This is a genomic window from Geobacillus sp. TFV-3, assembly GCF_009901865.1.
Classification (GTDB): Bacteria; Bacillota; Bacilli; order Bacillales; family Anoxybacillaceae; genus Geobacillus; species Geobacillus thermoleovorans_A.
On the sequence record NZ_MPSP01000001.1, the window covers coordinates 2,985,901 to 3,012,762 of the forward strand.

Sequence of the window (26,862 nt, forward strand, 5' to 3'; positions counted from 1 at the left end):
TTTGCATTCCTTGTGTACCAAGGACCTATTCGACATCGGGATGAAAAAATCCTCCCGATTTTCGTCGGGAGGGTGCGAAATGTGAGGTGAACTACCCCCCCTTATACAATATCCCGCATCCAAAACCACATATCATCGACCCTGCTGAACAAGGAAACCGGGCAATGTGGGGTAAGGCATCGAAAGTAATCTTCCCGTTCAATAACCAAGTCCCAACTATCCTTGTTCAAAACTTTTCTCATCTCCCCTTCATCTATTGGCGACCCTGCAGCAGAGCATTTTGGGCAAATCTCCTTGTTCTCAATGAGATCTCGCCAATTGGGAGGCAAGCTACAGCATCCAGCCATGCCTTGCACCCCCATGCTTCCACATTCCCCCTACTAGCTTCAGTCCGCTTGAAGCGCCTTTTCCACATATATCAATTCCAGATTAGCGTTTATAGGACTGTCATGGTTAAGAGAATGGCCAGAACTTCACGATCAAATAGACCCCTGATCCAACCAATAACAAAGACGACGCCTTGTAAAGAAAAGGAGCCACATTTTTTATCACCCTCTCGATCAGTGCCCTCGACATGACAGCCGCCACCGAAATCGCGGTCACAACCAATCCCATGCCTAACGTATATGTAAATTAGCACATTATTTCAGAATCACTTTTTCAAATTATTTCAGATGGATTCTGAAATAATTTGAAAAATTTTTGCGGATTGTTCCGGATTTTGCACATTCTTTCGGAACGTTTGCACGCTCTTTCAAATGAAGATTTCCAGCGCGCCTGATGGACCGATGGAAAATGGAAAAGTGAAAGCACAAAAGAGGCCGATTCGGCCCCTTTCGTCCTAATACCCCATTTCCTCTGCGGCCATGCGCACCACTTCTTCGTCAATGACGTCCTTTTTCAGCTGATGCCCGTATAACAGGCACGTCGTGGCCAACGTGTTGATCACCCGAGGCCATCCCCGCGACTGCAGGGCAATCGCCTCTAACGCCGATGGAGTGAAGATCGGATGCTTCGCCCCGGCCTGTTTCATCCGATGCTCGATGTAGCCCGCTACCTCTTCCTTCTCCAGCGGCCCCATCCGGTATCGCATGATGATCCGCTGATCGAGAGGGCGGTGCTGATTGAGCCGCAGCTTCCCCTGTAAATGGGGCAGCCCGGCCAACATCAAGACAAATGGGTTGGTCGAATCCATCTCAAAGTTGAACAAGATGGCGATGTCCTGTAAAAAGGCATCCTTTGCGAAATGCATCTCGTCCAAAATGAACACCGGCGTAATCCGTCGTTCATGATACAAACGCTCGATCGCCTGCTGGATTTGGCGGAAGAGGTCTACCTTGCGGTACTTCGGTTCCTCTCCTAATCCCAAGGCCAGTCCACGGTAAAAATCCATCACGCCTCCGGTCGATAACGGGAAGTAGACCACATGATACAACGAAGGGGACAACGATTCCTTCCACGCCCGAAGGGCGAACGTCTTGCCCGCCCCCGGCTCTCCGATCAACAGCCCGATCCCCCGGGTTCGCTTCACGTACTCCAGCGCCCGCAACGCTTCCTGAAACGCCGCCCCTTGATACGCCTCGGACGGGTCGGTTTCTTTCGCAAACGGCTCCCGCGAGAGGGAATAAAACGTTTTATACATCCTGTTCGCCCTCCTTCGCCGAAACCGCCGCAAACGGCGACCGGTGGCGCTTCACATAGGCATTGTCCTCCAAACGCACCCGAATGGCTTCCGCCACCCGTTTGCCATCTTCGTACACATAGACGCCTCGTTCGTCATAGCGGAGCTCAATCGATTGCCCAATGAACCGAGGCGGCACTTCGTATAGCTGTTTATTCAGGGTGATCGTGCCATCGGCTTTCACCTTGCGGTGCTCCCGTTTCAGAAAAATCGCATCCAGCCAATCGCCATCTTCGATGAACGACACGAGATGCACTTGCGATTGAAACACCTCATGCGGCGTTTTTCCGTCCAGTGAGGCGTGCGGTTTTCGATGATACTCCTCTTCAAGCCACTTCCAAAAACGCTCGTTCAACTCGTCAAGCGATTTCGGCGGATTCAGCTCCAACAGTGGATAAAACCGTGTCTGTACGGTGCGGAAGAACCGTTCGATTTTTCCCTTGCTTTGCGGGTCATACGGCTGGGTGTGGATGAGTGTAATCCCCATCTCGGCGCACGCATACTGCAGCACCTCGGACCGATCAATTTTCCCGTTGTCCGAGTAAATGCGTTTCGGCTTCCCGCAACGAAGCACCGCTTCCTTCGTGACGATCCGCAGCCCGTCAAACTTCTCCGAAGGGAAAAATTGGGCATATGGCACTAACCGCGAGCAGTCATCGATATACGCGATCAAAAACGTTTTCTGGGTTTTCCCATGGACGCGAATCGTGGGTCCATGGGATAAGTCCCCTTGCCATAGCTCATTGATCTGGTCATACGCAAAACGCTTTCGCTCCGGCATCGGCAAGATTTCTTTTCCCACCAGGTTGTGTTTTTTCAACAATCGGTATATAGTAAAGTATGAGAGGGTGGTGGGAATGTCCCCCTGCTTGGTGAGTTGTTCGTAGAATAGGGTCACGGGCATGGTGGGATGTTCCTTCCTCAATGCTAGAATATGATCCTCATCATCGGGGGACAGACGTCTGGAGCGGCCGCGGTCCGAACGGCGCTTCGGCTTCAAGGCGTCGAAGCCCCCTTTTTTGTATCGGGCGCACCAATCCAGAATCGTCTTCGCCGCAATGGGTTTGTCCCCTTGATGGGGAATCGAGTGCACTCGCCCGCCCACCTCATTCAAATACGCTTTGGGCTCCACCTGGCCATTCACCAACGGAGCGATCAGCCCGTACCGAAACAGCGCGATGTCGTGTCTCATCGATTCATCCATCTGGATCTCCTCCCTGTCTCCCTGTGATGTTGGACCGTCCCGGTCCCCTCTACCCCCTATCTTACGAAACGACTCGAGATTCGTCGAGAGGAAGGGTTTGTGGAAACATCAACCATCTCCATTTTTGGTGTTAAGTAGAAAATCAGGAAGCAATTTGATCCGCAAACGGATGCCACCTCTCGTTTGTCCACAGGTCTTGGATGATCGAGCCCACCCCCCGTCCCTCCAAGGTCTGCATCCACCAAACCGCCCGTTCTGTTCTTGCGTTCCCCACAGGGCCGATGATCCCCCACCTTCTCGCCGCCGCGTGATGCAAGCGAGAGAGATTCCGTAAAAATCGTCGGACATAAAACAAGATGACCTCCTTGGTGGGAAAAACAACCTGTTTGGTCTTCGCTCCTCGCCTTGGCGTTTCGAACCATGCTTTGACCGCTTGCCAAATAACCGATCGTGTATATTGAACATACGGGAGGAGGAAAGAAGGCAGCACACTCACGGTTTTGCGACACTCTTGACAGCGATATCGTGCGATCCAAAGGTGATACTCCCCCTCTGCCGTCAACGCATAGCGTTGGTAGTATCCGTGACGATGCAAGGGGCGGCGGGATGGACAGTGGGGGCATTGGTTCACGTCGGGAAAATCGTTCCCTTTCCCACGATCCGTATACGTTTGAATGTCAATGCCAAAGTCGTGAAACTGGATCACACTTCCTCCCCCTCATTGAAACGAATGGAAATCTTTGTCCGAAACAATTCACAAAAAATTTAGCACATTCCTTCAGAAAAGGGGAGAGGGCTTTCTGAAAGAATGTGCAAAAAATGGGCGTTTTGTGCTGAAATAAAATGATAATTTACAGTATAGGCTGCAAAACGGGTCATTCCCCCTGCCAAGTCTCCCGCAAGCAACGCCGAGGCCACCGTTAAAAAGAACATCGGCAACGTGCAGCCTAAAGAAGTGATCGCATACGCAATGCCATACAGATAAAAAGACCATGCCGGGTGACTTCCTTTTTTCACCCTAAACGGATTGGCCATTCGGAATTCGCGGCCCAACCACATCCATATCCCGGCGAGGATGAGCAACAATCCCATCATGGTTACTGCCGCCGACAAATACCTCCCGATCACCCCCTGAAATAAGGACATCAACAGACCGATGGGAAGAAAAATGCTCAAAAAACCGAGCGTCATCATGATCCCAGCCTGAACCCCCTTCGTCCAATGCGCCTCTTCTCCCCCCATCAAATACACAATAAACGCTGGCAACAAGGCGACGCCGCAAGGATTCAATGCGGCAACGACCCCGGCACTGAACACAATCCCCATGCTAACGTCCATGGCGAATGGCCTCCTTGATCGTTTGTATGTCCGGTCGAATGCTTTTATGGACGACTTTCCCGTCTTTCACAACCACTACCGTATCAAGCGAGTTTACCCCGAATAACTTGACAAGGGAAAGATCGGCATCAAACACATGCGGCCAAGAACCCCCATACGTTCGCTGAAAGGCAGCTAAATGCTCCTTTTTGTCGATCTGCGGATCCACATCAACAGTCACTACTTGAACGTTCTTATCCTTCGCTACTTCCTTTAAACTCTGTTCGATCTCAGCGCACGAGACGCACCAGGCCGCCATAAAAAACAGGACGGTTGGTTTCTCGTCATCGATGTTGACTGTGTTTCCCTCAATATCTTTCACGCGAATGTGGATGGCATCCTCTTCTTTTGCCATCTTGTTTATACTCAACCATCCCACTGCCAAAACCGCAATGAGGAGGAGAGCCCCAGCAAGCCAATAGTATCGCTTACTTCGCATTTCCGTTCCTCCTTCCATATGATCCGTTGATCTGTCTCTCTATGAAGTCATCTGCTCTTGTCGCTAAGTTACCGAAGTTTCCCTTCGTCTTTTAGCGAAAATCTATTTTTCTTGCCCATATATCCCTTCGAGCAACATGTCAATAATCGGACAGTTGTAGAGATTCTCCTCATGGGTGTTTATTGCAAAATAAAAATGCAGAGATCTGCAGAGAATTTGGCTTAGGCCAACTTTACATGGAGTGGGGGGTGTGATAGCCTTTTTAGGCATAGCCAGTCCTTGATATTGCTGGCTTCCTAGTTTTTTAATCACGCCCCCAGAGGCTCCATGTCAAGTTGTAATTCTCTGCACTTTTCCTTGCAAAACTCTGTATTTTTTCTTTGCAGAAAACACTCATGGGGGCAACACGCCTTCAACTCAAGGAGCATCGCCTCTATTTTCATTAAGTCCTGAATCTTCTCCTTGATCTCCTCGATTTTCTGTTCCACAAATTGGTACATGTCTTTGCATCGATCGCGATCCCGATCGACAACGCCAAGCAATTTATCAATTTCCGCCAAGGTGAATCCGAGCCCTTGCAGCCGCTTAATAAACTGAATGCGCCTGACCGTTTCCTCCGTATACAGACGATATCCGCCTTCTGTCCGCTCCGTTTCTGGAATAAGCCCTTTCCGTTCGTAGTACCGGATCGTTTCTTTATTGACATGGCATTTTTCTGCCAGCTCCCCGATGCGGTAATGTTTCACATAACCACCTCATCCAAAAGGATCAACCCTGCACGATCGTACAGGGTCAAGTCGATATGAAAGTTAGGCCGGCATTTCTTCTATGATGCTTAGGGAAGCACGCCGCTAAACGGACTGCTCCCCATTCAGCTTCACCACCATCGCAACAACAATTGGCTCCAACCCCTTCATAACGCTCCACGAAACGGCGGCCTCATTGGAACGCCTCATCCCGCACAGCACGATAACTTCGAGACGTCTTGGTCAAACGTCAGCGCCGCCAGCTTCAACCCCTCCGCCATCGTTAAATACGGGACAAGCGTGTGGCGAAGGTCGTCGATCGTTAATCCGAATTGAATCGCCAACGTTGCGGCGTAAATGACCTCGCCGGCATGATCCGCAACGATGTGGGCGCCTAGCAGCTTGCCCGTATGGGCCTCAGCGACAAGTTTCAACACTCCCGTCGTTTCCCGGTTGACGATCGCGCGCGGCACCGCCTCAAGCGGCAGAACGGACGTTTTCACGTCATACCCGTTTTCTTTCGCCCGTCGCTCGGTCAACCCGACGGTGGCAATGGCCGGATGGGTGAACGTCACCGCCGGAACGACGGCCGTATCCCAGCGCTTGTTCAGCCCGCCGACGGCATTGGCCGCGGCAACGGCTCCCTGATAGGCCGCGACATAGACGAACTGCGGGCCGAGCGTGACATCGCCTGCCGCATAAATCGACGGGTTCGTCGTCCGTGTGTATTCATCGATCAAAATTTCCCCGCGCGCCCCGACTTCCACACCGGCTGCCGGCAAGTTCAACGCCGCCGTATTCGGCGTTCTCCCGGCTGCCACGAGCAGTTCGTCCGCTTCGATGACCCGGGTGCGTCCGTCTACATTCACATACACTTTTTTCGTATTCCCGTCTTGTTCGACCCGTTCAAACGAAGCGCTGGTGATGATGCGGATGCCTTGTTCTGTGAGCGCCCGCTCCACCGCTTCGGAAATTTCCGGGTCATACTCTTTGAAGAGACGCGGGCTTCGCTGCATCAACGTCACCTCCGAGCCGAGATGGTGAAACAGCTGGCCCAACTCCATCCCAATGTAACCGGCGCCGATGACGGCGAGCCGTTTGGGCACCTTTTTCATATCGAGCAGCGTCGTGCTCGTCAAGTAGTCGACATCATGAAGCCCCGGAATATCCGGCACTGCCGGGGAAGCGCCCGTCGCGATCAAAAACCGTTTCGCCGACAGCGTTTGGCCGTTCACTTCAATCGTTTGACGTCCAACAAATCGGGCCCCCCCTTGGATGAAGTCAAACCCATACTCTTTGATCAAGTCCGCATATTTCGCTCGGCGAAGCTGCTCGACCAGTTCATTTTTTTGCCTCACTAACGGCGCCAAATCAACCGGACCAGCGGATGTATGCAGGCCAAGAAACGGATGGTTTCGCGCCAATGCATTGATTTCACCAGCCCGAAGCAATGTCTTTGACGGCACGCAGCCGATATTGACGCACGTCCCCCCTACCGTGCCGCGTTCGACCATCGCCACTTTCGCCCCATATTTCACCGCTTCGATCGCTGAAGAAAACGCCGCCCCGCCGGAACCGATGACGATGTAGTCATACTCTTCTTCGCCAGCGATGACAGGGCTGGCTGTCACGGCGATCTCCTCGATGTCCCCCGGCTCGTAATGGGCGTTTTTGACCGCTTGTCTCGCCATGTCAACGTCCGTGCCCTCAGGCAGCGCGAATACCGCTTCCCCGCGCGGAAAGCTGACATCAATCTTCTCGGCCCCAATCGCCTCCAGCGCTTTGGCGACATGCTGCTCACAACCGGTGCATGTCATGCCATGGATGGTCATTCGATATGTTTTCATGGTAAAAAACACTCCTTATTAACAAATGTTTCTTTCCTATTTTGTTCAGATCCTCGATTACGAAACCGATATCACTCGTCCTCATGATTCATTCGGAAGGGGACGCAGCACGCCCCATGGCCGTTTCCCGTTTTCCCTAGGCCACCGCTTTCCGTTTCACCTGATCCCATTGGCTTTCGCTTTCCCATCATCATCAGCGAACAGAAAAACAAAACCGTAAAAAGGCTGATGGCAAGGCTTTCGTGTCGGATCAAATACGCACCGACCGATGTCCCTGCCAACAACGGCAGAATAACCGCCAGATGGCACGGGCAGCTGAGCAGTGCCAGCACGGCCCAAAACGATTTTTTGGCCATTTCCATCGTTCTCCCTCCTTGCGATGACGGGATGGAGGGTTCCCGTCTTTGCTCAACATTATAAACGATGGACTAAGGTACAGAGTCAAGGGGGAATGTGGTGCGGCCAAACCATTTCCTTGAATCGGCCAAGCAACGTCCGAAACCATAAAAAATCCCCGCCTTAACAGCGGGTCATACGGATCAATAGGCAATGGTAAGTAGCTGTGATCTCCCCGTGCGCCAAAAAGCGCTGTTCGTATTCGTGCATCATGGCTTTGAAGACAGACGGACGCTGGCAATAGCGGCCAACCATGCTATTCGTGGCACCGATATGGCGCAGCGATAGGAAAAAATCACGGACAGATGGAAATCGCTCCGTTTCCACCCATTCAAACCCGTCAATTTGAGCGGCAGGGGCAGCTTGCTGGCAGCGGCCCATCCATTCCGCCAGGGTCGGAAAAGCAGGGCCGATGCGAAACGACTCATGGATGTTCCTAGCTTTCAGCGCCAACGAAAATGAAGTATGCAATTCGTGGAACGTGCGGGCGCCGAAAGTGGAAAACACAAGGCACCCTCCCTCACTTAACGCCCGGTAAAGGCGGGCGATCGTCCTGACAGCGTCATTCAGCCATTGAAATGTTGCATTGGAAATGATCAAATCATATTGCTCATCCCATGTCATATCCTCGATATCGGCGCATATCCATGTCACATCTTCGCCGCTAAGTCGTTCTTTCGCAACGTCGATCATGCCTGGTGCAATGTCGACTGCGGTCATGCGAGCGTGCGGGAACATACGGCACAGTTTTTCAGTGAGATAGCCCGTGCCGCAGCCAACTTCTAAAATGTTGTGGGGGCGTATGCCAATGTGGACAGCCAATAGATCGGCCATTGTTTTTTGGACATTAGCAAACTGGTCATACGTTTTCGCCCGCTCGCTAAACCGTTTTCTCATGAGTTGCTTGTCAATCATCCGTCTCACCAACCCATGTCTGAATAAGATGAGCGCATGTCTCTGCTTGAGTCCAAAACGGAACATGCCCCGCATCAGGCAGCAAAGCCATGATAGCGTTGGGAGCGCGTTCAGCGATATAGCGTGCAGCGGCAGGTGGACAAATCGCATCTTGCTCACCGTGAACGATCAGCATTGGAGCGGAGATGTCCGCCAAAAACGGGCGCGCATCGGCCTCGATCAAATAATCAAGTCCGATCAGCAGATCATCAATCCGATCGCGGTAAAAGAAATCAGAAATATCCCCCTTTTCGCTCTTGGACCATAATGAAGCAAGAAACGCAGCGATCGTGTCAGCCGGCCGTACTTGCAGCTGTGTTTTCATCCGCTTGACGATCCGTGGATGCCATCCAGCTTCATACCCCTCATCGGCAATAAAACGGCTCGTGCCGCCGATCAAAATAAGGCGAGAGACCCGCTCGGGATAAGCATAGGCCAACTCGAGAGCTACAAGCGAACCGAGCGACCAGCCGATGACCGTCGCACGCTCATGAAGCACCTGTTCCGCCCGCTTTCGAAAGCAATGAACCGTTTCAATTTCCTTCCATTCGACGGCTGCCGCATTTCCCCTTAATGATAACGAATCGAGCAACGGTGCAAAAATATCCGCTTTCATTCCCCATCCCGGAATGCAGACAATATTCATGGGATCCCCCCTAACATTTGTAAACCAAAAACAAATAAATGTTTACATTAATCGTATCACAGGCAACGGATGGCCACAATCTTTTTTCATTCCCAACGAGTTGAAGAGGGGCTCCCGCATCCATTACCGCCAAAAATGGATTGAAACAGAATCAAAGTGGAATGGGCATCGAATTTACCTGATGATGATGTCGAATCAATCAAAAAAATACGCAACTTGTCCTGCCAAAAGACAGACAAGTTGCGCAATGCCACCTACTGCTCGAAATTAGAAAGGAATATAGTCAAGCGGATTGACCGCATTTGTTTTCGCTTCGTTCCAGCCGCCGCGGTGCAATTCAAAATGAAGATGCGGACCGGTCGAATTCCCTGTATTGCCCATGTAGCCAATTATTTGTCCTTTGCGGACATGCTGCCCTTCTCCGACAAGACGTGCTTCCAAATGGGCGTACACGGTCGTATATGTTTGCCCATTAATCACATGGCTGATGAAAATGACGTTGCCGTAGCTGCTAGAATAGTAGGAGCGGAATACAATGCCGTCCGCTGCAGCGACAACCGGCACAACGGGAGCTCGCTTGCCGATATCAACGCCTGGATGGAAATCAGTGCCCCCAAACCGGTAGCCAAAGCCCGAGGTGATCGGTCCGTTGGCCGGGCGGGTGAACGCTCCGCTCGATACAGGCGGCGTGCTGCCGCCGGATGGCGTTTCTCCTGATGACGCTCCTCCACCGTTTGGCGAAGCATATGTATGTCCTCTCTGTTTCGCTTCTTCTTCGGCCCGTTTTTGCCGCTCAAGTTCAGCAAGCTGCTGTTTCACCGCCGCTTCTTGCTTGGCGATCAGTTCTTTTTCTTCTTCAAGCGCCATCTTATGATCATGCTCTTCTTCCTCTTTTTGCTTCAAATCGGCCATCAGGCGGTTTTTCTGTTCCAGCTGGCCGGCGAGTTTCGATTGCAGCTGCTTCAATTCTTGCAAGTCCGCTTGCAGCTTGTTCCGCTTTTCCGTCAATTCGCCTTCCTTTTTCTCTTTTAACGCTTTATCGGCTTCCTGCTCCCGAATGATTTGCTGGTCGGCTTCCATGATCGTCGTCACGGCGCTCATCCGGTCGATGAAGTCGCTGAAGCTTTGCGCGCCGAGCAACACTTCCAAGTAGCTGACCGCCCCGCCGTTTTCCTGCAAAGAACGAAGCCGCTCCTTCAAAATTTCATTTCGCTTTTTAATCCGTTCTTGAATTTCGGCAATTTCTTGCTTCAATTGGTCAATGGCTTGCTCCGTTTGGTCAATATCGGCGCTGACGTTGCGGATTTTGCCGCTCGTTTCCTCAATGGCAATGTTCAGCTTTTCAATATCGTTGGCGACTTGTTTTTGTTGCGACTGAAGGGCCTCGATGTTTTTTTGCGCCTCGCTGATCTTGTCTTGCACCTCTGACCGCTTCGAGCGAAGCGAGTCGATTTCGTTTCGCTTTTGTTCGATGTCGCGAGTGCTGACGGCGTCCGCCGCCGGCGGCAGAACGCCAATCCCAAGCGCCGCAGCGACGGCGAGTGCCATCATGTTTTTCTTTTTCATCGTTTTCCCCTCTCCCTATGACTCTTTTTTTACACTTTCAAAAACTTGCGCACCGACATGACGCTTCCCCAAATGCCGATGCCTGCGCCGATCGCCAGCAGCAGTACGCTCAACTGCCATATAAACGGCGAAAACGGAAGAAGTTCGAAAAACGGCAAGGAAACCCGCTGTTCATACACTTGATACACATTGTAGTACACGATCGAAAGCGCCGCGATCGGGAAGAGAGCGCCAAGCACCCCAAGCCATAACCCTTCCAAAAAGAACGGCCAGCGGATGAATCCGTTCGTCGCCCCGACAAGCCGCATAATTTCAATTTCGCGGCGGCGGGCGAAAATCGTAATTTTGATCGTGTTGGAAATGAGAAACATCGCCGTAAACAACAGTCCGAGAATAAGCACGAGCCCGACGTTGCGCGCCACCTTCAACGCGTCAAACAGCTTCTCGACCGTCCCTTGGCCATAGTTGACTTTATGAACGAACGGCAATGTTTCGATTTGCTTCGCGACTTTCACCGTATCTTGCGGATGGGCCGCTTTCACGACGTATACATCGCTCAACGGGTTGTCCTGTTCAAACAATCGGAACGACGAACCCTCGTCCCCCATGCTTTTGATCAGCCGCTTCAGTTCTTCGTCCTTCGATGAATAACGCACTTCCTTCACGTTTGGAATGGCTTCAATTTGTCGGCGCAAAGCGTCTTTTTGCCGGCTGTCAGCCGTCAGCTCGATATGGACGCGAATTTCCACATCATTTTCAACTTTTTGCGCAAAATGGTTGATGTTGAACATGACGACAAAAAAGACACCGACAAGCAACAACGTGACCGTGACGGCGCTCGCGGAAGCAAACGTCATCCAACCGTTGCGGCCAAGGCTTTTGACGCTTTCCCGTACATGGCGCTTAAACGTATGAAGCGTCATAGCCGTATTCCCCCTTCGCCTCGTCGCGGACGATTTTCCCATTTTCGATGGCGATGACGCGCCGCCGGGTCGCGTTGACGATCTCTTTATTATGGGTCGCCATCACAATCGTCGTTCCCCGGTCGTTGATTTTTTCAAACAGCTCCACAATGCCCCATGAGGTTTCCGGGTCTAAGTTTCCTGTTGGTTCGTCGGCAATCACGATCTTCGGGGAGTTGACGATTGAGCGGGCGATCGAGACGCGCTGCTGCTCGCCGCCGGACAATTCGTTCGGATAAGAGCGGATTTTATGCTTGAGGCCGACTAGGTCGAGTACTTCCATCACTTTTTTGCGGATCACTTTCGGCGATTCTTCAATGACTTCCAAGGCAAAGGCGACGTTTTCGTAAACGTTGAGCTTCGGTAGCAGCTTGAAATCTTGGAACACAACACCGATATGGCGGCGCAAAAGAGGGACTTTGCTTTCTTTGAGCTTGGCAAGGTTGACGCCGTTGACCATAATGGTCCCGCTCGTCGGCTTTTCCTCGCGGTACATCATTTTAATAAACGTCGACTTCCCAGCTCCGCTGGGGCCAACGACATAGACGAATTCTCCTTGCTTGATGCGGACGTTGATGCCGTTTAACGCCACAACGCCGTTTGGATATGTCTTGTATACATCTTGCATTTCAATCATCGCAATCACCTATTTTCGACTCGTTTGCTGCCATTTCTCGAGCTGTTTCGAATGAATCTTGCAAAATTCCGCAAAGATTATTATAGCACGATTTTCTATTGTCGAATTTTACATTTATATTTCAAATGAAGGGACACTGGCGAAACTAGGACAAAAGATTCAAAAACAGAAAGCACCGCCCTGTTCTTAAGCGAACAAGGCGGTGCATCTCCTTTGGTTGAAATGTTCACAGCGGTGAACTACCCGCCACCTACACTTCGCTTAGAGGTGGAGGCTTCAAGCGACTTGTGCGTGTTTGCTGAACGGTAAGCCACACACAAGAACCCTTTACGCTTCCCTTCATTCCGAAGGTGTCCGTTCTAACCATAGACTATCATATTCGTTGGCGATTGGCAACCGAAATTCATCTCCCGCCTACTCACTGGGCTGTGCCCTTCACGTTCCTTGAGGCGGGAGACTTCTTTTGGAAATTACGTTAAAAACATATTCCCGTTATTTTTTCGCGGCCAGCCATTCCGCCACTTTGTCGGCGTCTTCCCCTTTAATGATTCCGGCCGGCATCGCTCCGCGGCCGTTGGCGATAATGTTTTTAATTTCATCTTTGGAATACTTGCTCCCAACCTTTTGCAAGTTCGGGCCGACCCCGCCCGACAAGTCTTGTCCATGACAGGACGCACAGTTTTGTTTAAAAATTTGCTCGGCAGCCGCTGCAGTATCCCCTCCGCCGTTGCTGCCGCCGTTGTTCTCCCCGGCCTTGTCCCCGCCACCGCCGCACGCGGCAAGCGCGAGCGAAACGCCAAGGAACATCGCAGCCAACTTCCATTTCATGGCGAACTCCCCCTCAAAACACAAATTTCGTTCTCCTTTATTATAACCGATTCTTTCCGTTTTACGTACGTTGAAATCCTTCGCCGAGCACCTCAGCGGCGTTCGCAACGATGACAAACGCTGTCGGATCAATGGTTCGGACCAATTGTTTCAATTTCGTGAACTCTGATTGCGCGACGACGCACATCAACACCGGCCGCTCATGTTCCGTATAGCCGCCATACGCGGGCAAGCGCGTCACTCCGCGGTCGATTTCGTGCAAAATGGCGCGGCGCACTTTTTCTTCTTCATTCGTAATAATCAGAGCGATTTTCGAATACCCAAGCCCGACTTGGACGAGATCGATCGTTTTGCTTGTCACATACAACGCGATCAACGCATAGAGCGCCCGTTCAATATCAAACACAAACGCCGCGGTCAACACGATCAAGCCATCGATCAAAATGACGCACATGCCAAGCGACAGTCCAGTATATTTATGGATGATCTGCGCTGCCAAATCGGTGCCGCCGGTCGACGCCCGGCCGCGGAAGACAACGCCGAGGCCCAATCCGACGCCGATGCCGCCAAAGATTGCGCCAAGAAGCGGATTGGTCGTCGCCGGCTCCATCCCTTTCGTCAAATAGACGACAAACGGCAAAAACACCGTCCCAACGAACGTTTTCACGCCAAACTGCCGTCCCAAAAGCACAACGCCAGCGATAAAGAGCGGAATGTTGAGCGCCCATTGGACGTAGGCAGGCTCAATGCCAAACAACGCGTGCATAATCGTGCTGATGCCGCTCACTCCGCCCGAGGCGATCCGGTTTGGCAGCAAAAACACGTTAAACGCCACAGCGACGATCGCCGCACCGATCAGAACATACGCATACTCCAAAGCCGCCTCCACCGCCGGAGGCATGGTCTTGTCTCTTCTTTTGCGCATGCTTCCCCACCTTCCTCTGTGAGTATAGCATGCCCGTTTTGGCAAGTAAATGACAGTCGGTTAACGCGATAGCGATCTGCTATGGTAAAGGAAAAAAGGACGATCCGATGATCGCCCTTTACTTCAACTTTGCCCGCAAATAGGCATCAATGAACACATCAATTTCCCCATCCATCACCGCTTGCACATTGCCGACCTCAACGTTCGTCCGATGGTCTTTGACAAGCGAATACGGATGGAAGACGTACGAACGGATTTGGTTGCCCCAGCCGATTTCTTTTTGCTCGCCGCGCAGCTCGGCGAGTTCGGCTTGCTGCTCCTCGAGTTTCTTTTGGTACAATTTCGCCTTCAACATATTCATCGCTTTTTCGCGGTTTTTAATTTGCGAGCGCTCCGATTGGCAGGTCACGACAATGCCCGTCGGCAAGTGGGTGATGCGCACAGCCGAGTCGGTCGTGTTGACGTGCTGCCCGCCCGCGCCGCTTGAGCGGTACGTGTCGATTTTCAGCTCTTCGGGGCGGATTTCAATTTCGATGTTATCGTCCATCTCCGGCACCACTTCGCACGAGACGAACGACGTATGGCGTCGGCCCGAGGCGTCAAACGGGGAGATGCGCACAAGACGGTGCACCCCTTTTTCCGCCTTTAAGTAGCCATAGGCGTTATGCCCTTTAATGAGCAGCGTCACGCTTTTAATCCCCGCTTCCTCGCCCGGTAGGTAATCGAGCGTCTCGACTTTAAACCCTTTTTTCTCCGCCCAGCGCGTGTACATGCGCAACAGCATCGACGCCCAGTCTTGCGACTCCGTGCCGCCCGCGCCCGGGTGAAGCTCCAAAATGGCGTTGTTTTGGTCGTACGGCTCGTTGAGCAGGAGCTGCAGCTCGAACTCGCTGAAGTCTTTCATCAGCTTTTTCGCTTCCTCGACGAGTTCAGCTTGGAGTTCGTCATCCGGCTCTTCCTTGAGCAATTCGTACGTCACTTCCAAGTTGTCAAACCGTTCTTCCAGCGAGGAAAATTCCTCGACGAGATCTTTGAGCGCATTCGCCTCGGAAATGACCGCCTGCGCCGCCTTTTGGTCATCCCAAAAGTTTGGCGCCGCCATCTGCTCTTCTAATTCGCGAATGCGCGCCTGCTTCGCTTCGAGGTCAAAGAGACCCCCTGATTTCCGCTAATCGCTTAGCCATTTTCTCAAGCTCTTGCTTAATTTCCACCAAATCAATCATGTTGTCCTCACCTCATCATCAATATAGTATGCCAACGATGAATGTCTGCCATTCAAAAGGGAGGCTAAGCCTCCCCTTTTATTTATAAACGGTCACACCGCTCTTCCGCAACAATGTTTATATTTTTTCCCGCTCCCGCACGGGCACGGGTCATTGCGGCCGACGCGCACCGCCTTGCGGACCGGTTTTCGCTTCGGTTCTTCTCCGTCTTCTTTCGGGTGGACCGCTTCGCCTTTTGCCACTTCCTGACGCTCGAGATTGTGATGGATTTCCGCCTTCATAATATAGGTGGCGACTTCCTCTTCAATCGAAGCGATCATGTTTTCAAACATCGCATACCCTTCCATTTGATATTCGCGCAACGGGTCGACTTGCCCGTAGGCGCGCAAATGGATGCCTTGGCGAAGCTGCTCCATCGCGTCGATATGGTTCATCCATTTCATATCGACAGCGCGCAAGACGACGACGCGTTCAAACTCGCGCATTTGCTCCGGCGGGATTTGCGCTTCTTTCTCATCATAGCGCGCCTTTACTTTCGCCCAAATGAGCTCGATCATCTCTTCGGGCTCTTTGCCGCGCAAGTCGGCTTCTGTCACATCCCCTTCCGGAAGCAGATGGGCGTTGAGATACTCCACAAGCCCTTTCAAATTCCATTCTTCCGGAACCTCTTCCTTCGGTGTATGAGCGTTGACGACGCGCTCGATCACCGATTGAATCATCTTTTCGATAATGCCGCGCAAGTTGTCGGAATCGAGCACTTCATAGCGCTGGCGGTAAATGATTTCCCGCTGCTCGCGCAGGACGTCGTCATATTGAAGCAGCTGTTTGCGGGCGTCGAAGTTGTTGCCTTCAACCCGCTTTTGCGCCGACTCGACGGCTTTCGTCACCATTTTGCTTTGAATCGGCTGCGAATCGTCCATCCCGAGCCGGTCCATCATCGCCATTAAGCTTTCCGAGCCGAATCGGCGCATCAGCTCATCTTCAAGCGACAAGTAAAACTGCGACACTCCAGGGTCGCCTTGACGCCCTGAGCGGCCGCGCAGCTGGTTGTCAATGCGCCGGCTCTCATGCCGCTCCGTGCCAATGACCGCAAGCCCGCCAAGCTCCTTGACCCCTTCGCCGAGCTTGATATCCGTCCCGCGCCCGGCCATGTTCGTCGCAATCGTCACGGCGCCTTTTTGCCCCGCTTGGGCGATGATCTCCGCCTCTTTCGCATGATTTTTCGCGTTTAAGACATTGTGCGGGATGCCGCGCTTTTTGAGCATCTCTGACAACATCTCGGATGTCTCGATCGCCACCGTGCCGACCAACACCGGCTGCCCTTTCGCATGGCGGGCGGCGATATCCTCGACCACGGCGCGGAACTTCCCTTCCATCGTCCGGTAGATCAAATCCGGACGATCTTCGCGGATGACCGGGCGGTTTGTCGGAATGACGACGACGCGCATGTTGTAAATGTTGCGGAACTCTTCCTCTTCCGTCTTCGCTGTTCCGGTCATCCCCGCCAATTTCTCATACATGCGGAAATAGTTTTGGAACGTAATCGTGGCTAAGGTCATCGACTCGTTTTGAATCTCGAGCCCTTCCTTCGCCTCAATGGCTTGATGAAGCCCATCGCTGTAGCGGCGGCCGTGCATCAAGCGCCCGGTGAACGGGTCGACGATAATCACTTTTCCGTCTTGCACGACGTAGTCGACATCGCGCTGCATCGTCACGTGCGCCCTTAGTGCCAGCTGAATGTGGTGGTTGAGCGTGACGTGTTTCAAATCGAACAAGTTGTCGATGCCAAACGCCCGCTCGGCTTTGTTTATTCCTTCTTCCGTCAGCTGGACGCTTTTCGTCTTTTCATCGTATGTGTAATCGACATCTTTGCGCAACGTGCGGACAAACGCATTCGCCTGCACATACAGCTTCGTCGACTTCTGCGCCGTCCCTGAAATGATGAGCGGCGTCCGCGCCTCATCGATCAAAATCGAGTCGACCTCGTCGATGATCGCATAATAGAGTGGACGCTGCACAATATGTTCTTTGTACAGCACCATGTTGTCGCGCAAATAGTCAAAGCCGAACTCGTTGTTCGTTCCGTACGTAATGTCGGCGTTGTACGCCGCCTGCTTCTCTTCGCGCGACATGCCGCTTAAGTTCAAGCCGACGGTCATGCCCAAAAACTCGTACAGCTTGCCCATCTCCGTCGCGTCGCGCGTCGCCAAGTATTCGTTGACCGTCACAACATGCACCCCGCGCCCCGTCAAGGCGTTCAAATAGACGGGCATCGTCGCCGTCAACGTTTTCCCTTCCCCGGTTTTCATCTCGGCGATGTCGCCTTCATGCAAGACGATGCCGCCCATAATTTGTACTTTATATGGATACAAACCGAGGACGCGCTTCGCCCCTTCGCGCACCACGGCAAACGCCTCAACGAGCAGGTCATCGAGCGATTCGCCTTGTTGATAGCGGGCTTTGAACTCCTCGGTTTTTTGCCGCAACTGATCATCCGTCAGTCTTGCCATCTCCGGACCGAGCGCATCGACTTGATCCGCCATTTTCTCCAATCTTGCCAACTGGCGCTTGTTTGGGTCAAATACTTTTTTTAAGACTCCAAGCATAGGAAACGCTCCTTATTTTTCATGGACTCACTTATTCATCATATCATTTACAGGGATCAGTGACAACTGTTGCACAGGCTTAGAGAGGGGCATGTCCAAGAGAGGGGTCACGCCTTGGACTGAAGCTGCTCAATCGCCGCTTCCGCATGATGAAGACGCCGGTTCAGCGCATAAATTTCAAAACTTTTCTCATCTACTTTTCCATGAATTTTGCGAAGCAATATTTGCACATCATCCACAAGCTGCGTTTCGACTCGATGAAGCGTCTTTTTCACTTCCGCCAATTCAGTTTCCACGCCGTCGAGCCGGGTCTGTACACCATTCAACCGCGTTTCCACACGGTCTAACCGTTCTTTCACCACACCCATTTCCTGTTCGAGGCTGGCGAGGCGTCCGTTCATCTCCGTCAAACGGCCATCGATCTGCACAAAACGCTCATTCATTTGAGCAAAGCATTCGTCAATCTGGGCAAAGCGCTTATCAATCTGGGCAAACCGTTCATCAATCTGCGCAAAACGTTGGCGAGTTTCTTCTTGAAAAGCCAAAAATCCTTTTTCCATGTTATCCAACTTGGACAAGATTTGACGCAGCAGTTCCTCCACCGCTCTCCCCCTTTTTGCTTCTTTCACACATATTATAACATCCCCTGCCAAAAAAAGCAGGGGATGCGCATAGAAGGGTTGTTCAATTCGCCTCAATCAGTCCGTACTTTCCGTCTTTGCGGCGGTAAACGATGTTCGTCCGGTTCGTCTCGGCGTTCGTAAAAATGAAGAAGTTGTGCCCCAACAAATTCATTTGCAAAATCGCCTCTTCGCTGTCCATCGGCTTCAAGCTGAAGTGCTTCGTGCGCACGATTTCAAACTCCTCTTCATTCTCCGCCGCGGAAGCGCCGATCGAGACAGGGGCAGCCAGCTTCGCCTCTTTCTCGCGGTCGCGCAGCTTCCGATTGACTTTCGTTTTATGTTTGCGGATTTGCCGCTCCAATTTATCCGTCACTAAATCGATCGCCGCATACATATCGTCATGCCGCTCCTCGGCGCGCAACAACAGATGCGGCATCGGAATGGTCACCTCGATTTTCCCTTGTCCATCGTTGTAGACTTTTAAATTGACATGGACATTTACGTCATCGGTGCGGTCGAAATAGCGCTCCAATTTGCCGACTTTTTTCTCCACGTACTCGCGCAACGCAGGAGTCACTTCGATGTTTTCCCCGCGAATGTGATACATCATCGCTGACCACTCCTTATCTTCAAACTGTAAATCCCTACACTTTTTTATTACCCATCCAATCCGTGTTTCAATCAAAAATATTTTTGAAGATTTTGTGAAAAACATAGAAAATATGGTAAGATAGACATAGGTGTTTTTTCTTAATGATGTGGAAGGTACGGGGTGTGTGAACAATGCGAAAGGTCCATATTTCCCATGCGAAAAGCGGCGATGTGCTCGCCGTCGACTTATTCGCCGCCAACGGCAGTGTGCTTTTGTCGCGCGGCGTGCGGCTGACAAGCGGCTACATCCGTTCTTTAGCGCAAAAAGGAGTTCAATACATTTATATTGACGACAAGCAAACATATGACATCCGCCCGCTGCCATTGATCAGCGCGACCGTGCGCCAGCAGGCGGTCAAGAAAGTGTACGAGACGATGACCGCTTTGATCGAGCAAAAAAAGCTACTCCGCCGCGCCTCCTCGTTCGATTTAGGAAAAGAGTACGAGAAGGTGTTCAAAGACATTTTGGATTACTTGCTGAAGCAGGAGAACTTGCTCATCAATTTGTCGGATTTGGTCATCTCAAATGGATATTTTTTTCACCATTCGGTCAACGTCGCCACCATCGCCGGCGTCATCGGCATCGCCAAAGGGTACAGCCCCCAACAGCTGCTTGACCTCGGCGTTGGGGCGCTTCTGTTTGACATCGGCATGACCCAGCTGCCCGATGGCCTTTGGCGGAAAAAAGGGGAACTGACCGAAGAAGAAAAGGAAATCGTCCACCGCCACACCTATCTCGGCTTTGAGCTGCTTCGGCGCCAGCGCAACATTTCGCTCTTTTCCGCCCATTGCGCCTTGCAGCACCACGAGCGTTGCGACGGCAGCGGCTACCCGCGCGCCTTATCCGGAAACGAGATTCACGAATACGCCCGCATCGTCGCCATCGCCGACGTCTTTGACGCTTTGACATCCGCGCGCTACCACCGGAAACAATACTCGCCGCACGAAGCGGCCGAGTACTTATCCGCCGCCGGCGGCCTTTTGGACTATGAACTGATCAAGCTGTTTCTCTCCTACATCGCCGTCTACCCGGTCGCCGCGACCGTCAAGCTCAACACCGGGCATATCGGCGTCGTCTCGCAAGTGTTCCCGGGCTTCCCGCTCCGCCCCGTCGTTCGGATTATTAAAAATCCGGCGGGCGAAGAGTTGAAAAGCCCATATGAGATCGACTTGCGAAAAGAGATGAACGTCACAATCGTCAAAGCCGTCTGAAGCGAAAAGGGCAGCGCGCCGCTGTCCTTTTCTTCCCTATCTCCGTTTGTCGTAAAACATCCCATCGAACGAAAGCGGCTGCTCGTATGGATGAACGTAGCGGGCGTTCGCCTGCCGCTTCGCCCCCGCCATTCGCAAGTCGCGGCCAATCTCTTCGCACACCCGCCGCAGCCGTGCTTCAATCTCTTGATTCCAAACGATGATCTCACAGCCAAGCTCCTGTTCTTCCTCGCTGTATGGCGGCCGCAGCTTCGGAAGCAGCGCCTCACGCCGCCTCAACAGCTCATCGACCACTGCCATCCGCGCCTCGCGCTCCTCAGGGGGCCATGGCGCCATCACCGCCTCAAGCAGCTCCTTCGTAACAAGCCAAACGTCGCGCACCACCTCCATTATACTTGCCCGCCTTCCCCGTATTGCCGCTGCCGGTTCAGCTGAATCACTTGCTTCCACGTATCACGAAACTCGACGACATACCCCTCGACCTCGTCCAAAATCGCCGCATCGTTTTTCACATTCGCCTCGACGAGCCGGCGGTAAATGTAGTCGTACATCGTCATCATCGATTTGGCGACATCATACTCCATTTTCAACGTCTTCATCAATTCCAACATGATGTTTTGCGCTTTAATCAAGTTTTCATTGCGCGCCGCAATGTCACCGTTTTCGATCGCCTGGCGCGCAAGTTTGATAAACTTCAAGCAGCCGTTATAGAGCATCAGCGTCAACTCCCCAGGCGACGCTGTCTGCACGGCGTTCGCTTGGTAGTGTTGATACGGATTGTTCGTTGCCATCCCGATCACTCCTTTTCCACGTCAACTGCTGCACACGTTTCAAGACTGATGCAAAAACGTTTTTTCAGCCAAACCGCCCCCTTCAAGAGGCGTCGCTCCGTTTCAGTTGCCTCAACCCAAAATCGCCATCATCGGGAAGCAATCCTCTTCCCACTCATGGCCCCACGCCAACGGCCGCCTGCAGTCCCCATCCGGTGATCGTTATCTTTGCATGCCGCCGCCAAAGGCGTTCATCAAATACATGCTTTGCTGGTTGGCGCGCTGGATCGCTTCTTCCATCGCTGTGAATTGGCGGTAGTAGCGGTCTTCAATTTGTTTCAAGCGGTCTTGGAAGCGGTCAATTTGGTCATTGATTTGAATTAAATCGCGCCCGATCGCAAACTGCTGGTTCGTCCAAATCGTCTTCCCCGCCTTTTGTTCGATTTTCCCGATCGTTTCCTTAATCGTATCGCGCAGGCGGCGGGCGATGCCTTTTTCCGCATCCGTCGCGCCGTTTTGATTGAACAGCTGATACACGGCATCGGGGTTTTCTTTGATTTTCTCCCGCAGCTTCGTCTCGTCAATGATCAGCTTCCCGCCGTCGAGGTAGTTCGACGATGTCGTAATCCCCATTTGCGCCAGCTGCGAAAATCCGCTCGGGATGTTCGCCCCTTCGACTTTTATGTACACGTTCATGCGCATTTTGCTCAAGGCGCTTGACAAAATCGAATCGCCGCGAAGCATGCCGCTTTTTGCCTTCTCTTCCCACAGCTCGATTTGCTTTTCCGTCATCGCCTCTTTTTGCTCGTCGGTAAGCGGCGGATAGTCGCGATAGCGCTCTTCTTTCAGCTTGGCGTTGATTTTGTCGATCGTTTCGTTGTATTTGTCGACAAACCCTTTAATCGCATTGAACATCGCGTCTACATCCGTCGCCACCGACACCGTCGCCGTTCCTGTCCCTTTGACCGTATACGTCACGCCGTTGATTGTAAACGTGTTGGACGAACGGGTCGTTTGCAAACCATTGATCGTGATGTCGGCGTCCGTTCCCGCCGTTTTTCCGGTCAGCTCCTGATTCGCTTGATCCGCCGTCAACTGGGTAAACCCAAGATTCCGGAAAAAGTTCACCGTTGCCGCGTCAGCTAAAACAAGGCTTGCCTGCGCCCCCGTGTCTTTTTTCATGATCGAAATGCGCCCGGTTTGCTCGTCATAGAACGCACTGACGCCAAGGTCTGCGTTGTTATTGAGCTGGGCGATCACCCCATCCAGCGTCGTTCCCTGCTTTACGGTAATGGCTGCCTGTTTCGTGCTCCCATCCCCGTTCGTCACGTTGATTGTGAGCGTCACATCGGCAGCTACGGAGAAAGTCGCTTTGTCCACCCTTGTCGCCGCATCGGACAGCCAAACGGCTGACGTCGCCACTCGATTCACCTGAATCGTCGTCGCCACGTTCGCCGCGCTCGAGCCCGCCGTCGCCGTGATGACGCCCTCATTGGAACTGGAGACGGTTTTTTTCATCATGCCGCTTTGGAGCGTCACATTGGAAAACAAATAGTCGTCAAGCCCTTGCAGCAGCGTGTTCATCGATCGGTAGTCATCGCGCTGCCACTCAAGCAACTGCTTTTTCTGCTTCAATTTATCAAGCGGCGCCCGCTCCACTTTCATCAAATCACTGACGATTTTGTCAATGTCCATCCCGCTCGCGAGACCGCTGATGCGCAACGTGTTCGCCATTTTGACTCACCACCGTTAAATTTTTTTATCCACCAAAAGCCCGACAAACTCCATCATCGCCGCGTACATATCCAACAGCTTTTTCGGAGGAATTTCGCGGATCACCTCATGCGTCTTTTCATCAATCACTTGCACGTAATATTCGTGCAGCTCTTTATGCAGCTCAAACCGAACCGACGTATGGCTCGGCTGCACCAGCTCATTCAAGCCATTGACCACTTTCTCAAGCGTTTCCTCCGATGGCAGCCTCTCAAGAGGAGACGACGCCTCTGCCTCCTGCGGCCGCGCCGCCGAGATCTCGACTTTTGGATTAGCCTGTTCATTTCGCATCGGCTCATATGAAAGGAAAGAAGAAGACACCCGTTCAATCGTCATACGACCCGCTCCTTTGTTTTAGACGCTTTCTACCGTTTATATCGGATGAGAGGCAGGAAGTGTGAAGGGGGGAAGCTGACAAATGCAATGAATAAAAAGAAAAGTGAACTTCCCGAGAAATTCGATGTATAATGAAAGGCAGCGAAAAGCAAAGGAGATGAGTACGTTGGGGGTGGAGCATTTAGAAGGCGGGTGATTTAATGAGAAAAAGCGGTTCAAAACCAGCTCTTCTCAAATTGAGAAGTCTTGTAAAATCGGCTCTTATTTCCCGACGAACTCCATCCATTTGGCAAACATAATCGTTTTTCACCGGCCTTTTAGAGCAGTTTCATAAAAGTCAACAATGATTCGATTGATCTCCCGCACATCGTATGGGATCGATGTTTCCATTTCACGCCCATCTTGATAATGAAATAAAAATATTGATGTTGTTTTCAAAAAGTTCAAACCCCAATTGACACTCCACACGCCTAAAGGGCGTGGGATTCTTGGGTCGTTCGCGTCCTCATCCATTTCTGGTTCAGACAACGCCCAAGTTCAGAGGTGTGTCATCACCCCGTCTGTTTAGTGCAAAATAAAAATACAGAGTTCTGCAACGAAACGTGCAGAGCCTAAGGCAAAGAAAAAAGGCTTGCCAGCCCCTAACATTTCCTCTACTGTGGAAGTTGTGAACACATAAACCAAACAGTGGAGGAGCGAAAGGATGCTGGCAATGCCCGAAATTAATCGTATCAGAAAACTGCGTGAAAAGAAAGGGTTATCGATTGCGGAAATTTCCCGCGAAACGGGATATAACTGGAGAACGGTCAAGAAATACGCGGATGGCGGCATTTCTGTCCAACCAACCATCAAACGCAAAAAGGGGATGATGGAGGAAGAAGGATACGGGCAAATCATTGATGACTGGTTGGAGGAGGATGCCAAGCTGCCGAGAAAACAACGGCGAACGAACAAGACGATGTTTGAAGCGCTTTGTCGTGACCATGGATTTCAAGGCTCGTATCGCACCGTTTGCGCGTACGTGCAAAAACGAAGACCGCAGCTCAAACTCGAGAAAGAACAGCGCTATGAACGACTTGAGCACCCGCCAGGCGAGGCGCAGGTGGATTTCGGGAAGATGACGGTGGTGACGAAGGAGGGGAAGGAAGAAGAACGATCGGTTTTGATCGTAAGCTTCCCGTATAGCAACGCTGCGTTTGCTTATCCGCTGCCGGCGGAAAACAGTGAATGCTTCCTCCATGGGTTGACGCAGCTGTTTCGTCAGGCTGGGGGAGTGCCAAAGGCATTGCGCATTGACAATTTGTCCGCGGCCATCGTGTCGATTCGAAAAGGGGGAGAACGCCAATTCACCGAGGCTTTTGAGAAATTTCAACTCTACTATCGGTTTGATGTACAAGTGTGCAATCCATACAGCGGACATGAGAAAGGAAATGCGGAGCGAAAAGTCTATTACACTCGCAACCTTTGTTTCGTCCCGGCTCCGTTGATCGAGTCGGATCCGGAGCTGGTGGAGTGGCTGCATCGCAAGATGGTCGAGGACCGAAACCGCCCTCATTATGAAAAGGGGCGGTTGATAGAGGAGCTATGGCAGGAAGAGCGGCCGGAGCTGTTGGCGTTGCCGGAACAAGATCTTCCGATCTTCTCCCTCGATCACGCTTACGTGAATAAGTACGGAGAAGTGATGGTGGATGGGAAGGCGTTCGTCGTCCATGGCCTGTCCGTCCCCAACCGGGTATTGGTGAAAAAAGAGTGGGATCGTTTCTTTGTGCTCTCTCCTGACGGAGGCATACATCTTGAGATGCCAAGGCCGTATACGAACGTGAAACGCGAGATCCCTTGGAAAGAGATTTTCGCTGAGTGGGAGACCAAACCCCGGGTTGTCGGGCATTCCCGATACCGGGCGTACTTGCCGGAAGCGATCCGAACGTATCTGGCTGGCACCCCGCCCCAGGTGGCGGCCCGTTTGAAAGGGCTGCGAGCGCTGTTGGATCGTTGCACGCTTTATGAAATCGCCCAGTGGCTCGAGGAGAGTCAGCGATGGGACTTGGCTCCTCATGAAATCGGGGTGTTGATGGAAGCCGAGCAATCCCATTACCCGGCCAAGTGGGAAGAATCGTACACCCCTTCCGTCCTGATCGACTATGAAACGGATTTAACGGTGTATGATCAACGTCTTCACCCCGTTCGGGAAGGGGGTGTCCAGGGATGAGAGCAGAGGTGAAAGAGATTTGTAAAGCGCTGCATTTGGCCTATATCGCGGATCGATTCGAGGAGGTGATGTTCGAAACGAAAGAGCAGTTTTTGCGGGATGTATTGGCGCTGGAGCTGTCGTGCCGCCAGCAGGCGAAACAGGCCCGGCTGATCAAGAAAGCCAAGTTTCGGGAGTTGAAATGGCTGAAGGATTACGAATGGTCGGATCACATCCACTGGCCGACCACGACATCGAAGAAGGAATTGTGTGACCTTCGCTTTTTGGAGCGAAAGCAAAACGTTCTGCTTTTAGGCTCGCCCGGGACAGGAAAAACCCATCTCGCCACAGCGCTCGGCATCCAGGCGTGCCAACAAGGCCATGAGGTTCGGTTTTTCCGCGTCGCGGATCTCGTCGCCCAGCTGGAAGAGGCATTGAAAAATGGCACGCTCGGGCGGCTGAAACGAAGCATCGATGCGTGCGAACTGTTGATATTGGATGAACTCGGCTATGTGCCGTTTCAAAAGCAAGGATCGGAGCTGTTGTTTCATATTATCGCCGACTGTTATGAGCGAAAAAGCGTCATCGTGACGTCGAATCTGGAATTTGGACAGTGGAATCGGGTGTTTGGGGACAACCGCTTGACAGCTGCGCTGGTGGATCGCTTGGTTCACCATGCCCACATCCTGGCCTTTACGGGAGAGAGCTATCGACTGCGGAACGCTCTCTCCGCGATCCAGCCGTCCTCTTCCCCCGGTCTGGAACCTTAAGTCTTGAGCTGGCAAGCCTATGTATTTTTTCTTGCACTTCTCTGCATTTTTTGCTTGCAAAAAACACCCGTCCCATCGGGTTAAGTTGTACCCCAATGGGCGGCGCACCTGTGACCAGTGCGCGAGGTTAGACGGCGAAGCCCGAAATCGCTTTGGCGATGTTGATCGCGCCATTCAAGTCGGCGTGGATGGTGTATCCGCACTTTTGGCATCGGAAGTGGATGCCGTTTCGGTTCGCTTTCTCCCGATGCCCGCATCGGCATGTTTGACTGGTGTAGGTCGGATTCACCCACTCGACCCGAATGCCCGCCATTTCCGCCTTATAGGCAATCATCGTTTGCAGTTGATGGAACGCCCATGAATGAAGACTTCGTCCTGCTTCTTTGGCCGATTTTGCCCGTTTCCGAATCCCCGCCAAATCTTCCATCCGAATCACGCCTAAATCATGAAACCGTATTTTTACTTTCTCCATTCCCATGGCAACTTCCTGCCGTGATCACCA

27 protein-coding genes and 1 pseudogene are annotated in these 26,862 nt (G+C 52.2%); 3 read left to right on the forward strand and 25 right to left on the reverse strand.

What is annotated here, in order from left to right; translation table 11 throughout:
* Window positions 1–101: 101 nt before the first annotated feature.
* From BJQ97_RS18200 to hpf, 20 genes are all read right to left on the reverse strand, one after another.
* Window positions 102–362 (reverse strand): hypothetical protein, encoded by a 261-nt coding sequence (locus BJQ97_RS18200; protein WP_160157212.1) that lies wholly within the window; start codon window positions 360–362, stop codon window positions 102–104.
* Between the two features lie 479 nt (window positions 363–841).
* On the reverse strand, window positions 842–1,642 hold the full coding sequence (locus BJQ97_RS15250; protein ID WP_160157213.1) for an ExeA family protein: 801 nt from the start codon (window positions 1,640–1,642) through the stop codon (window positions 842–844).
* The gene (locus BJQ97_RS15255) at window positions 1,635–2,885 is read right to left on the reverse strand and encodes an IS481 family transposase (RefSeq protein ID WP_160155169.1); all 1,251 of its coding nucleotides are present in this window, start codon (window positions 2,883–2,885) and stop codon (window positions 1,635–1,637) included. Before BJQ97_RS15255 ends, BJQ97_RS15250 begins: the two co-directional genes overlap by 8 nt.
* A 142-nt stretch (window positions 2,886–3,027) precedes the next feature.
* Window positions 3,028–3,591, reverse strand: a complete 564-nt coding sequence (locus tag BJQ97_RS17760; RefSeq protein ID WP_236567073.1) for a DUF6431 domain-containing protein — start codon at window positions 3,589–3,591, stop codon at window positions 3,028–3,030.
* 59 nt (window positions 3,592–3,650) lie between these two features.
* Window positions 3,651–4,211, reverse strand: a complete 561-nt coding sequence (locus tag BJQ97_RS15260; RefSeq protein WP_160157214.1) for a cytochrome c biogenesis CcdA family protein — start codon at window positions 4,209–4,211, stop codon at window positions 3,651–3,653.
* A gap of 1 nt (window position 4,212) precedes the next feature.
* Window positions 4,213–4,701 carry a TlpA family protein disulfide reductase gene (locus tag BJQ97_RS15265; RefSeq protein ID WP_160157215.1) on the reverse strand — a complete coding sequence of 163 codons (489 nt, stop codon included), beginning with the start codon at window positions 4,699–4,701 and terminating at the stop codon, window positions 4,213–4,215.
* A 308-nt stretch (window positions 4,702–5,009) separates the two neighbouring features.
* Window positions 5,010–5,447, reverse strand: a complete 438-nt coding sequence (locus BJQ97_RS15270) for a MerR family transcriptional regulator (RefSeq protein ID WP_160157216.1) — start codon at window positions 5,445–5,447, stop codon at window positions 5,010–5,012.
* 206 nt (window positions 5,448–5,653) lie between these two features.
* On the reverse strand, window positions 5,654–7,294 hold the full coding sequence (gene merA / locus BJQ97_RS15275) for a mercury(II) reductase (RefSeq protein ID WP_160157217.1): 1,641 nt from the start codon (window positions 7,292–7,294) through the stop codon (window positions 5,654–5,656).
* A gap of 71 nt (window positions 7,295–7,365) precedes the next feature.
* Window positions 7,366–7,656: a transporter gene (locus BJQ97_RS15280; protein WP_160157218.1), complete on the reverse strand. Its 291-nt coding sequence runs from the start codon at window positions 7,654–7,656 to the stop codon at window positions 7,366–7,368.
* 157 nt (window positions 7,657–7,813) lie between these two features.
* A complete protein-coding gene (bioC, locus tag BJQ97_RS15285) occupies window positions 7,814–8,605 on the reverse strand; it encodes a malonyl-ACP O-methyltransferase BioC (RefSeq protein WP_160157219.1) in 792 nt (263 codons plus the stop codon).
* Window positions 8,598–9,290, reverse strand: a complete 693-nt coding sequence (locus tag BJQ97_RS15290) for an alpha/beta fold hydrolase (RefSeq protein WP_160157220.1) — start codon at window positions 9,288–9,290, stop codon at window positions 8,598–8,600. The genes bioC and BJQ97_RS15290 overlap by 8 nt, the downstream gene beginning before the upstream one ends.
* A 267-nt stretch (window positions 9,291–9,557) precedes the next feature.
* Window positions 9,558–10,856, reverse strand: coding sequence for a murein hydrolase activator EnvC family protein (locus BJQ97_RS15295; RefSeq protein WP_160157221.1), 1,299 nt, complete (start codon window positions 10,854–10,856; stop codon window positions 9,558–9,560).
* 29 nt (window positions 10,857–10,885) lie between these two features.
* Window positions 10,886–11,779, reverse strand: a complete 894-nt coding sequence (ftsX, locus tag BJQ97_RS15300; RefSeq protein WP_160157222.1) for a permease-like cell division protein FtsX — start codon at window positions 11,777–11,779, stop codon at window positions 10,886–10,888.
* Window positions 11,760–12,455: a cell division ATP-binding protein FtsE gene (gene ftsE, locus BJQ97_RS15305; protein ID WP_160157223.1), complete on the reverse strand. Its 696-nt coding sequence runs from the start codon at window positions 12,453–12,455 to the stop codon at window positions 11,760–11,762. The genes ftsX and ftsE overlap by 20 nt, the downstream gene beginning before the upstream one ends.
* 492 nt (window positions 12,456–12,947) lie before the next feature.
* On the reverse strand, window positions 12,948–13,283 hold the full coding sequence (gene cccB, locus BJQ97_RS15310; RefSeq protein ID WP_160157224.1) for a cytochrome c551: 336 nt from the start codon (window positions 13,281–13,283) through the stop codon (window positions 12,948–12,950).
* Between the two features lie 61 nt (window positions 13,284–13,344).
* Complete coding sequence (locus BJQ97_RS15315; protein ID WP_160157225.1) at window positions 13,345–14,208, reverse strand: YitT family protein; 864 nt, start codon at window positions 14,206–14,208, stop codon at window positions 13,345–13,347.
* Between the two features lie 118 nt (window positions 14,209–14,326).
* Window positions 14,327–15,431, reverse strand: a protein-coding gene (prfB, locus tag BJQ97_RS15320) for a peptide chain release factor 2 (RefSeq protein WP_128733406.1) whose coding sequence is annotated in 2 segments (ribosomal slippage) — window positions 14,327–15,355 and window positions 15,357–15,431 — 1,104 coding nt in all. Because the reading frame shifts where the segments join, the coding sequence is not laid out codon by codon here.
* 92 nt (window positions 15,432–15,523) lie between these two features.
* Window positions 15,524–18,037: a preprotein translocase subunit SecA gene (gene secA, locus BJQ97_RS15325; RefSeq protein WP_160157226.1), complete on the reverse strand. Its 2,514-nt coding sequence runs from the start codon at window positions 18,035–18,037 to the stop codon at window positions 15,524–15,526.
* A 107-nt stretch (window positions 18,038–18,144) separates the two neighbouring features.
* Window positions 18,145–18,639 (reverse strand): hypothetical protein, encoded by a 495-nt coding sequence (locus BJQ97_RS15330; protein WP_160157227.1) that lies wholly within the window; start codon window positions 18,637–18,639, stop codon window positions 18,145–18,147.
* Between the two features lie 82 nt (window positions 18,640–18,721).
* Window positions 18,722–19,270, reverse strand: coding sequence for a ribosome hibernation-promoting factor, HPF/YfiA family (hpf, locus tag BJQ97_RS15335; RefSeq protein ID WP_160157228.1), 549 nt, complete (start codon window positions 19,268–19,270; stop codon window positions 18,722–18,724).
* Window positions 19,271–19,443: 173 nt separating this feature from the next.
* Here hpf and BJQ97_RS15340 point away from each other — a divergent pair, with 173 nt between their 5' ends.
* Window positions 19,444–20,523, forward strand: coding sequence for an HD-GYP domain-containing protein (locus tag BJQ97_RS15340; RefSeq protein WP_160157229.1), 1,080 nt, complete (start codon window positions 19,444–19,446; stop codon window positions 20,521–20,523).
* 36 nt (window positions 20,524–20,559) lie between these two features.
* Here BJQ97_RS15340 and fliT read toward each other — a convergent pair whose 3' ends face one another.
* The 4 genes from fliT to flaG form a co-directional block, all read right to left on the reverse strand.
* Window positions 20,560–20,913 carry a flagellar protein FliT gene (gene fliT, locus BJQ97_RS15345; RefSeq protein ID WP_160157230.1) on the reverse strand — a complete coding sequence of 118 codons (354 nt, stop codon included), beginning with the start codon at window positions 20,911–20,913 and terminating at the stop codon, window positions 20,560–20,562.
* The gene (fliS, locus tag BJQ97_RS15350) at window positions 20,913–21,314 is read right to left on the reverse strand and encodes a flagellar export chaperone FliS (protein WP_160157231.1); all 402 of its coding nucleotides are present in this window, start codon (window positions 21,312–21,314) and stop codon (window positions 20,913–20,915) included. Before fliS ends, fliT begins: the two co-directional genes overlap by 1 nt.
* A gap of 201 nt (window positions 21,315–21,515) precedes the next feature.
* Window positions 21,516–23,027, reverse strand: a complete 1,512-nt coding sequence (locus BJQ97_RS15355; protein WP_160157232.1) for a flagellar hook-associated protein 2 — start codon at window positions 23,025–23,027, stop codon at window positions 21,516–21,518.
* Window positions 23,028–23,042: 15 nt separating this feature from the next.
* Window positions 23,043–23,402 carry a flagellar protein FlaG gene (flaG, locus tag BJQ97_RS15360; protein ID WP_160157233.1) on the reverse strand — a complete coding sequence of 120 codons (360 nt, stop codon included), beginning with the start codon at window positions 23,400–23,402 and terminating at the stop codon, window positions 23,043–23,045.
* Between the two features lie 703 nt (window positions 23,403–24,105).
* Here flaG and istA point away from each other — a divergent pair.
* Window positions 24,106–25,611, forward strand: coding sequence for an IS21 family transposase (istA, locus tag BJQ97_RS15365; protein ID WP_160157234.1), 1,506 nt, complete (start codon window positions 24,106–24,108; stop codon window positions 25,609–25,611).
* Entirely contained in the window at window positions 25,608–26,360 is a 753-nt protein-coding gene (gene istB, locus BJQ97_RS15370) for an IS21-like element helper ATPase IstB (RefSeq protein ID WP_021322668.1), read from the forward strand. Before istA ends, istB begins: the two co-directional genes overlap by 4 nt.
* On the opposite strand, the pseudogene BJQ97_RS18105 reads toward istB, so the two are convergent.
* Window positions 26,284–26,802: pseudogene (locus tag BJQ97_RS18105) on the reverse strand (RNA-guided endonuclease InsQ/TnpB family protein); the annotation flags it as partial. The gene istB and the pseudogene BJQ97_RS18105 overlap by 77 nt on opposite strands.
* Window positions 26,803–26,862 lie beyond the last annotated feature (60 nt).

What these genes read in the sequence shown, in the direction of transcription:
- BJQ97_RS18200 (WP_160157212.1), bottom strand. Translation starts at nt 362, where the DNA reads ATGGGGGTGCAAGGCATGGCTGGATGCTGTAGCTTGCCTCCCAATTGG.
- BJQ97_RS15250 (WP_160157213.1), bottom strand. Translation starts at nt 1,642, where the DNA reads ATGTATAAAACGTTTTATTCCCTCTCGCGGGAGCCGTTTGCGAAAGAA.
- BJQ97_RS15255 (WP_160155169.1), bottom strand. Translation starts at nt 2,885, where the DNA reads ATGGATGAATCGATGAGACACGACATCGCGCTGTTTCGGTACGGGCTG.
- BJQ97_RS15260 (WP_160157214.1), bottom strand. Translation starts at nt 4,211, where the DNA reads ATGGGGATTGTGTTCAGTGCCGGGGTCGTTGCCGCATTGAATCCTTGC.
- BJQ97_RS15265 (WP_160157215.1), bottom strand. Translation starts at nt 4,701, where the DNA reads ATGCGAAGTAAGCGATACTATTGGCTTGCTGGGGCTCTCCTCCTCATT.
- merA (WP_160157217.1), bottom strand. Translation starts at nt 7,294, where the DNA reads ATGAAAACATATCGAATGACCATCCATGGCATGACATGCACCGGTTGT.
- BJQ97_RS15280 (WP_160157218.1), bottom strand. Translation starts at nt 7,656, where the DNA reads ATGGAAATGGCCAAAAAATCGTTTTGGGCCGTGCTGGCACTGCTCAGC.
- bioC (WP_160157219.1), bottom strand. Translation starts at nt 8,605, where the DNA reads ATGATTGACAAGCAACTCATGAGAAAACGGTTTAGCGAGCGGGCGAAA.
- BJQ97_RS15290 (WP_160157220.1), bottom strand. Translation starts at nt 9,290, where the DNA reads ATGAATATTGTCTGCATTCCGGGATGGGGAATGAAAGCGGATATTTTT.
- BJQ97_RS15295 (WP_160157221.1), bottom strand. Translation starts at nt 10,856, where the DNA reads ATGAAAAAGAAAAACATGATGGCACTCGCCGTCGCTGCGGCGCTTGGG.
- ftsX (WP_160157222.1), bottom strand. Translation starts at nt 11,779, where the DNA reads ATGACGCTTCATACGTTTAAGCGCCATGTACGGGAAAGCGTCAAAAGC.
- ftsE (WP_160157223.1), bottom strand. Translation starts at nt 12,455, where the DNA reads ATGATTGAAATGCAAGATGTATACAAGACATATCCAAACGGCGTTGTG.
- cccB (WP_160157224.1), bottom strand. Translation starts at nt 13,283, where the DNA reads ATGAAATGGAAGTTGGCTGCGATGTTCCTTGGCGTTTCGCTCGCGCTT.
- BJQ97_RS15315 (WP_160157225.1), bottom strand. Translation starts at nt 14,208, where the DNA reads ATGCGCAAAAGAAGAGACAAGACCATGCCTCCGGCGGTGGAGGCGGCT.
- secA (WP_160157226.1), bottom strand. Translation starts at nt 18,037, where the DNA reads ATGCTTGGAGTCTTAAAAAAAGTATTTGACCCAAACAAGCGCCAGTTG.
- hpf (WP_160157228.1), bottom strand. Translation starts at nt 19,270, where the DNA reads ATGATGTATCACATTCGCGGGGAAAACATCGAAGTGACTCCTGCGTTG.
- BJQ97_RS15340 (WP_160157229.1), top strand. Translation starts at nt 19,444, where the DNA reads ATGCGAAAGGTCCATATTTCCCATGCGAAAAGCGGCGATGTGCTCGCC.
- fliT (WP_160157230.1), bottom strand. Translation starts at nt 20,913, where the DNA reads ATGGAGGTGGTGCGCGACGTTTGGCTTGTTACGAAGGAGCTGCTTGAG.
- fliS (WP_160157231.1), bottom strand. Translation starts at nt 21,314, where the DNA reads ATGGCAACGAACAATCCGTATCAACACTACCAAGCGAACGCCGTGCAG.
- BJQ97_RS15355 (WP_160157232.1), bottom strand. Translation starts at nt 23,027, where the DNA reads ATGGCGAACACGTTGCGCATCAGCGGTCTCGCGAGCGGGATGGACATT.
- flaG (WP_160157233.1), bottom strand. Translation starts at nt 23,402, where the DNA reads ATGACGATTGAACGGGTGTCTTCTTCTTTCCTTTCATATGAGCCGATG.
- istA (WP_160157234.1), top strand. Translation starts at nt 24,106, where the DNA reads ATGCTGGCAATGCCCGAAATTAATCGTATCAGAAAACTGCGTGAAAAG.
- istB (WP_021322668.1), top strand. Translation starts at nt 25,608, where the DNA reads ATGAGAGCAGAGGTGAAAGAGATTTGTAAAGCGCTGCATTTGGCCTAT.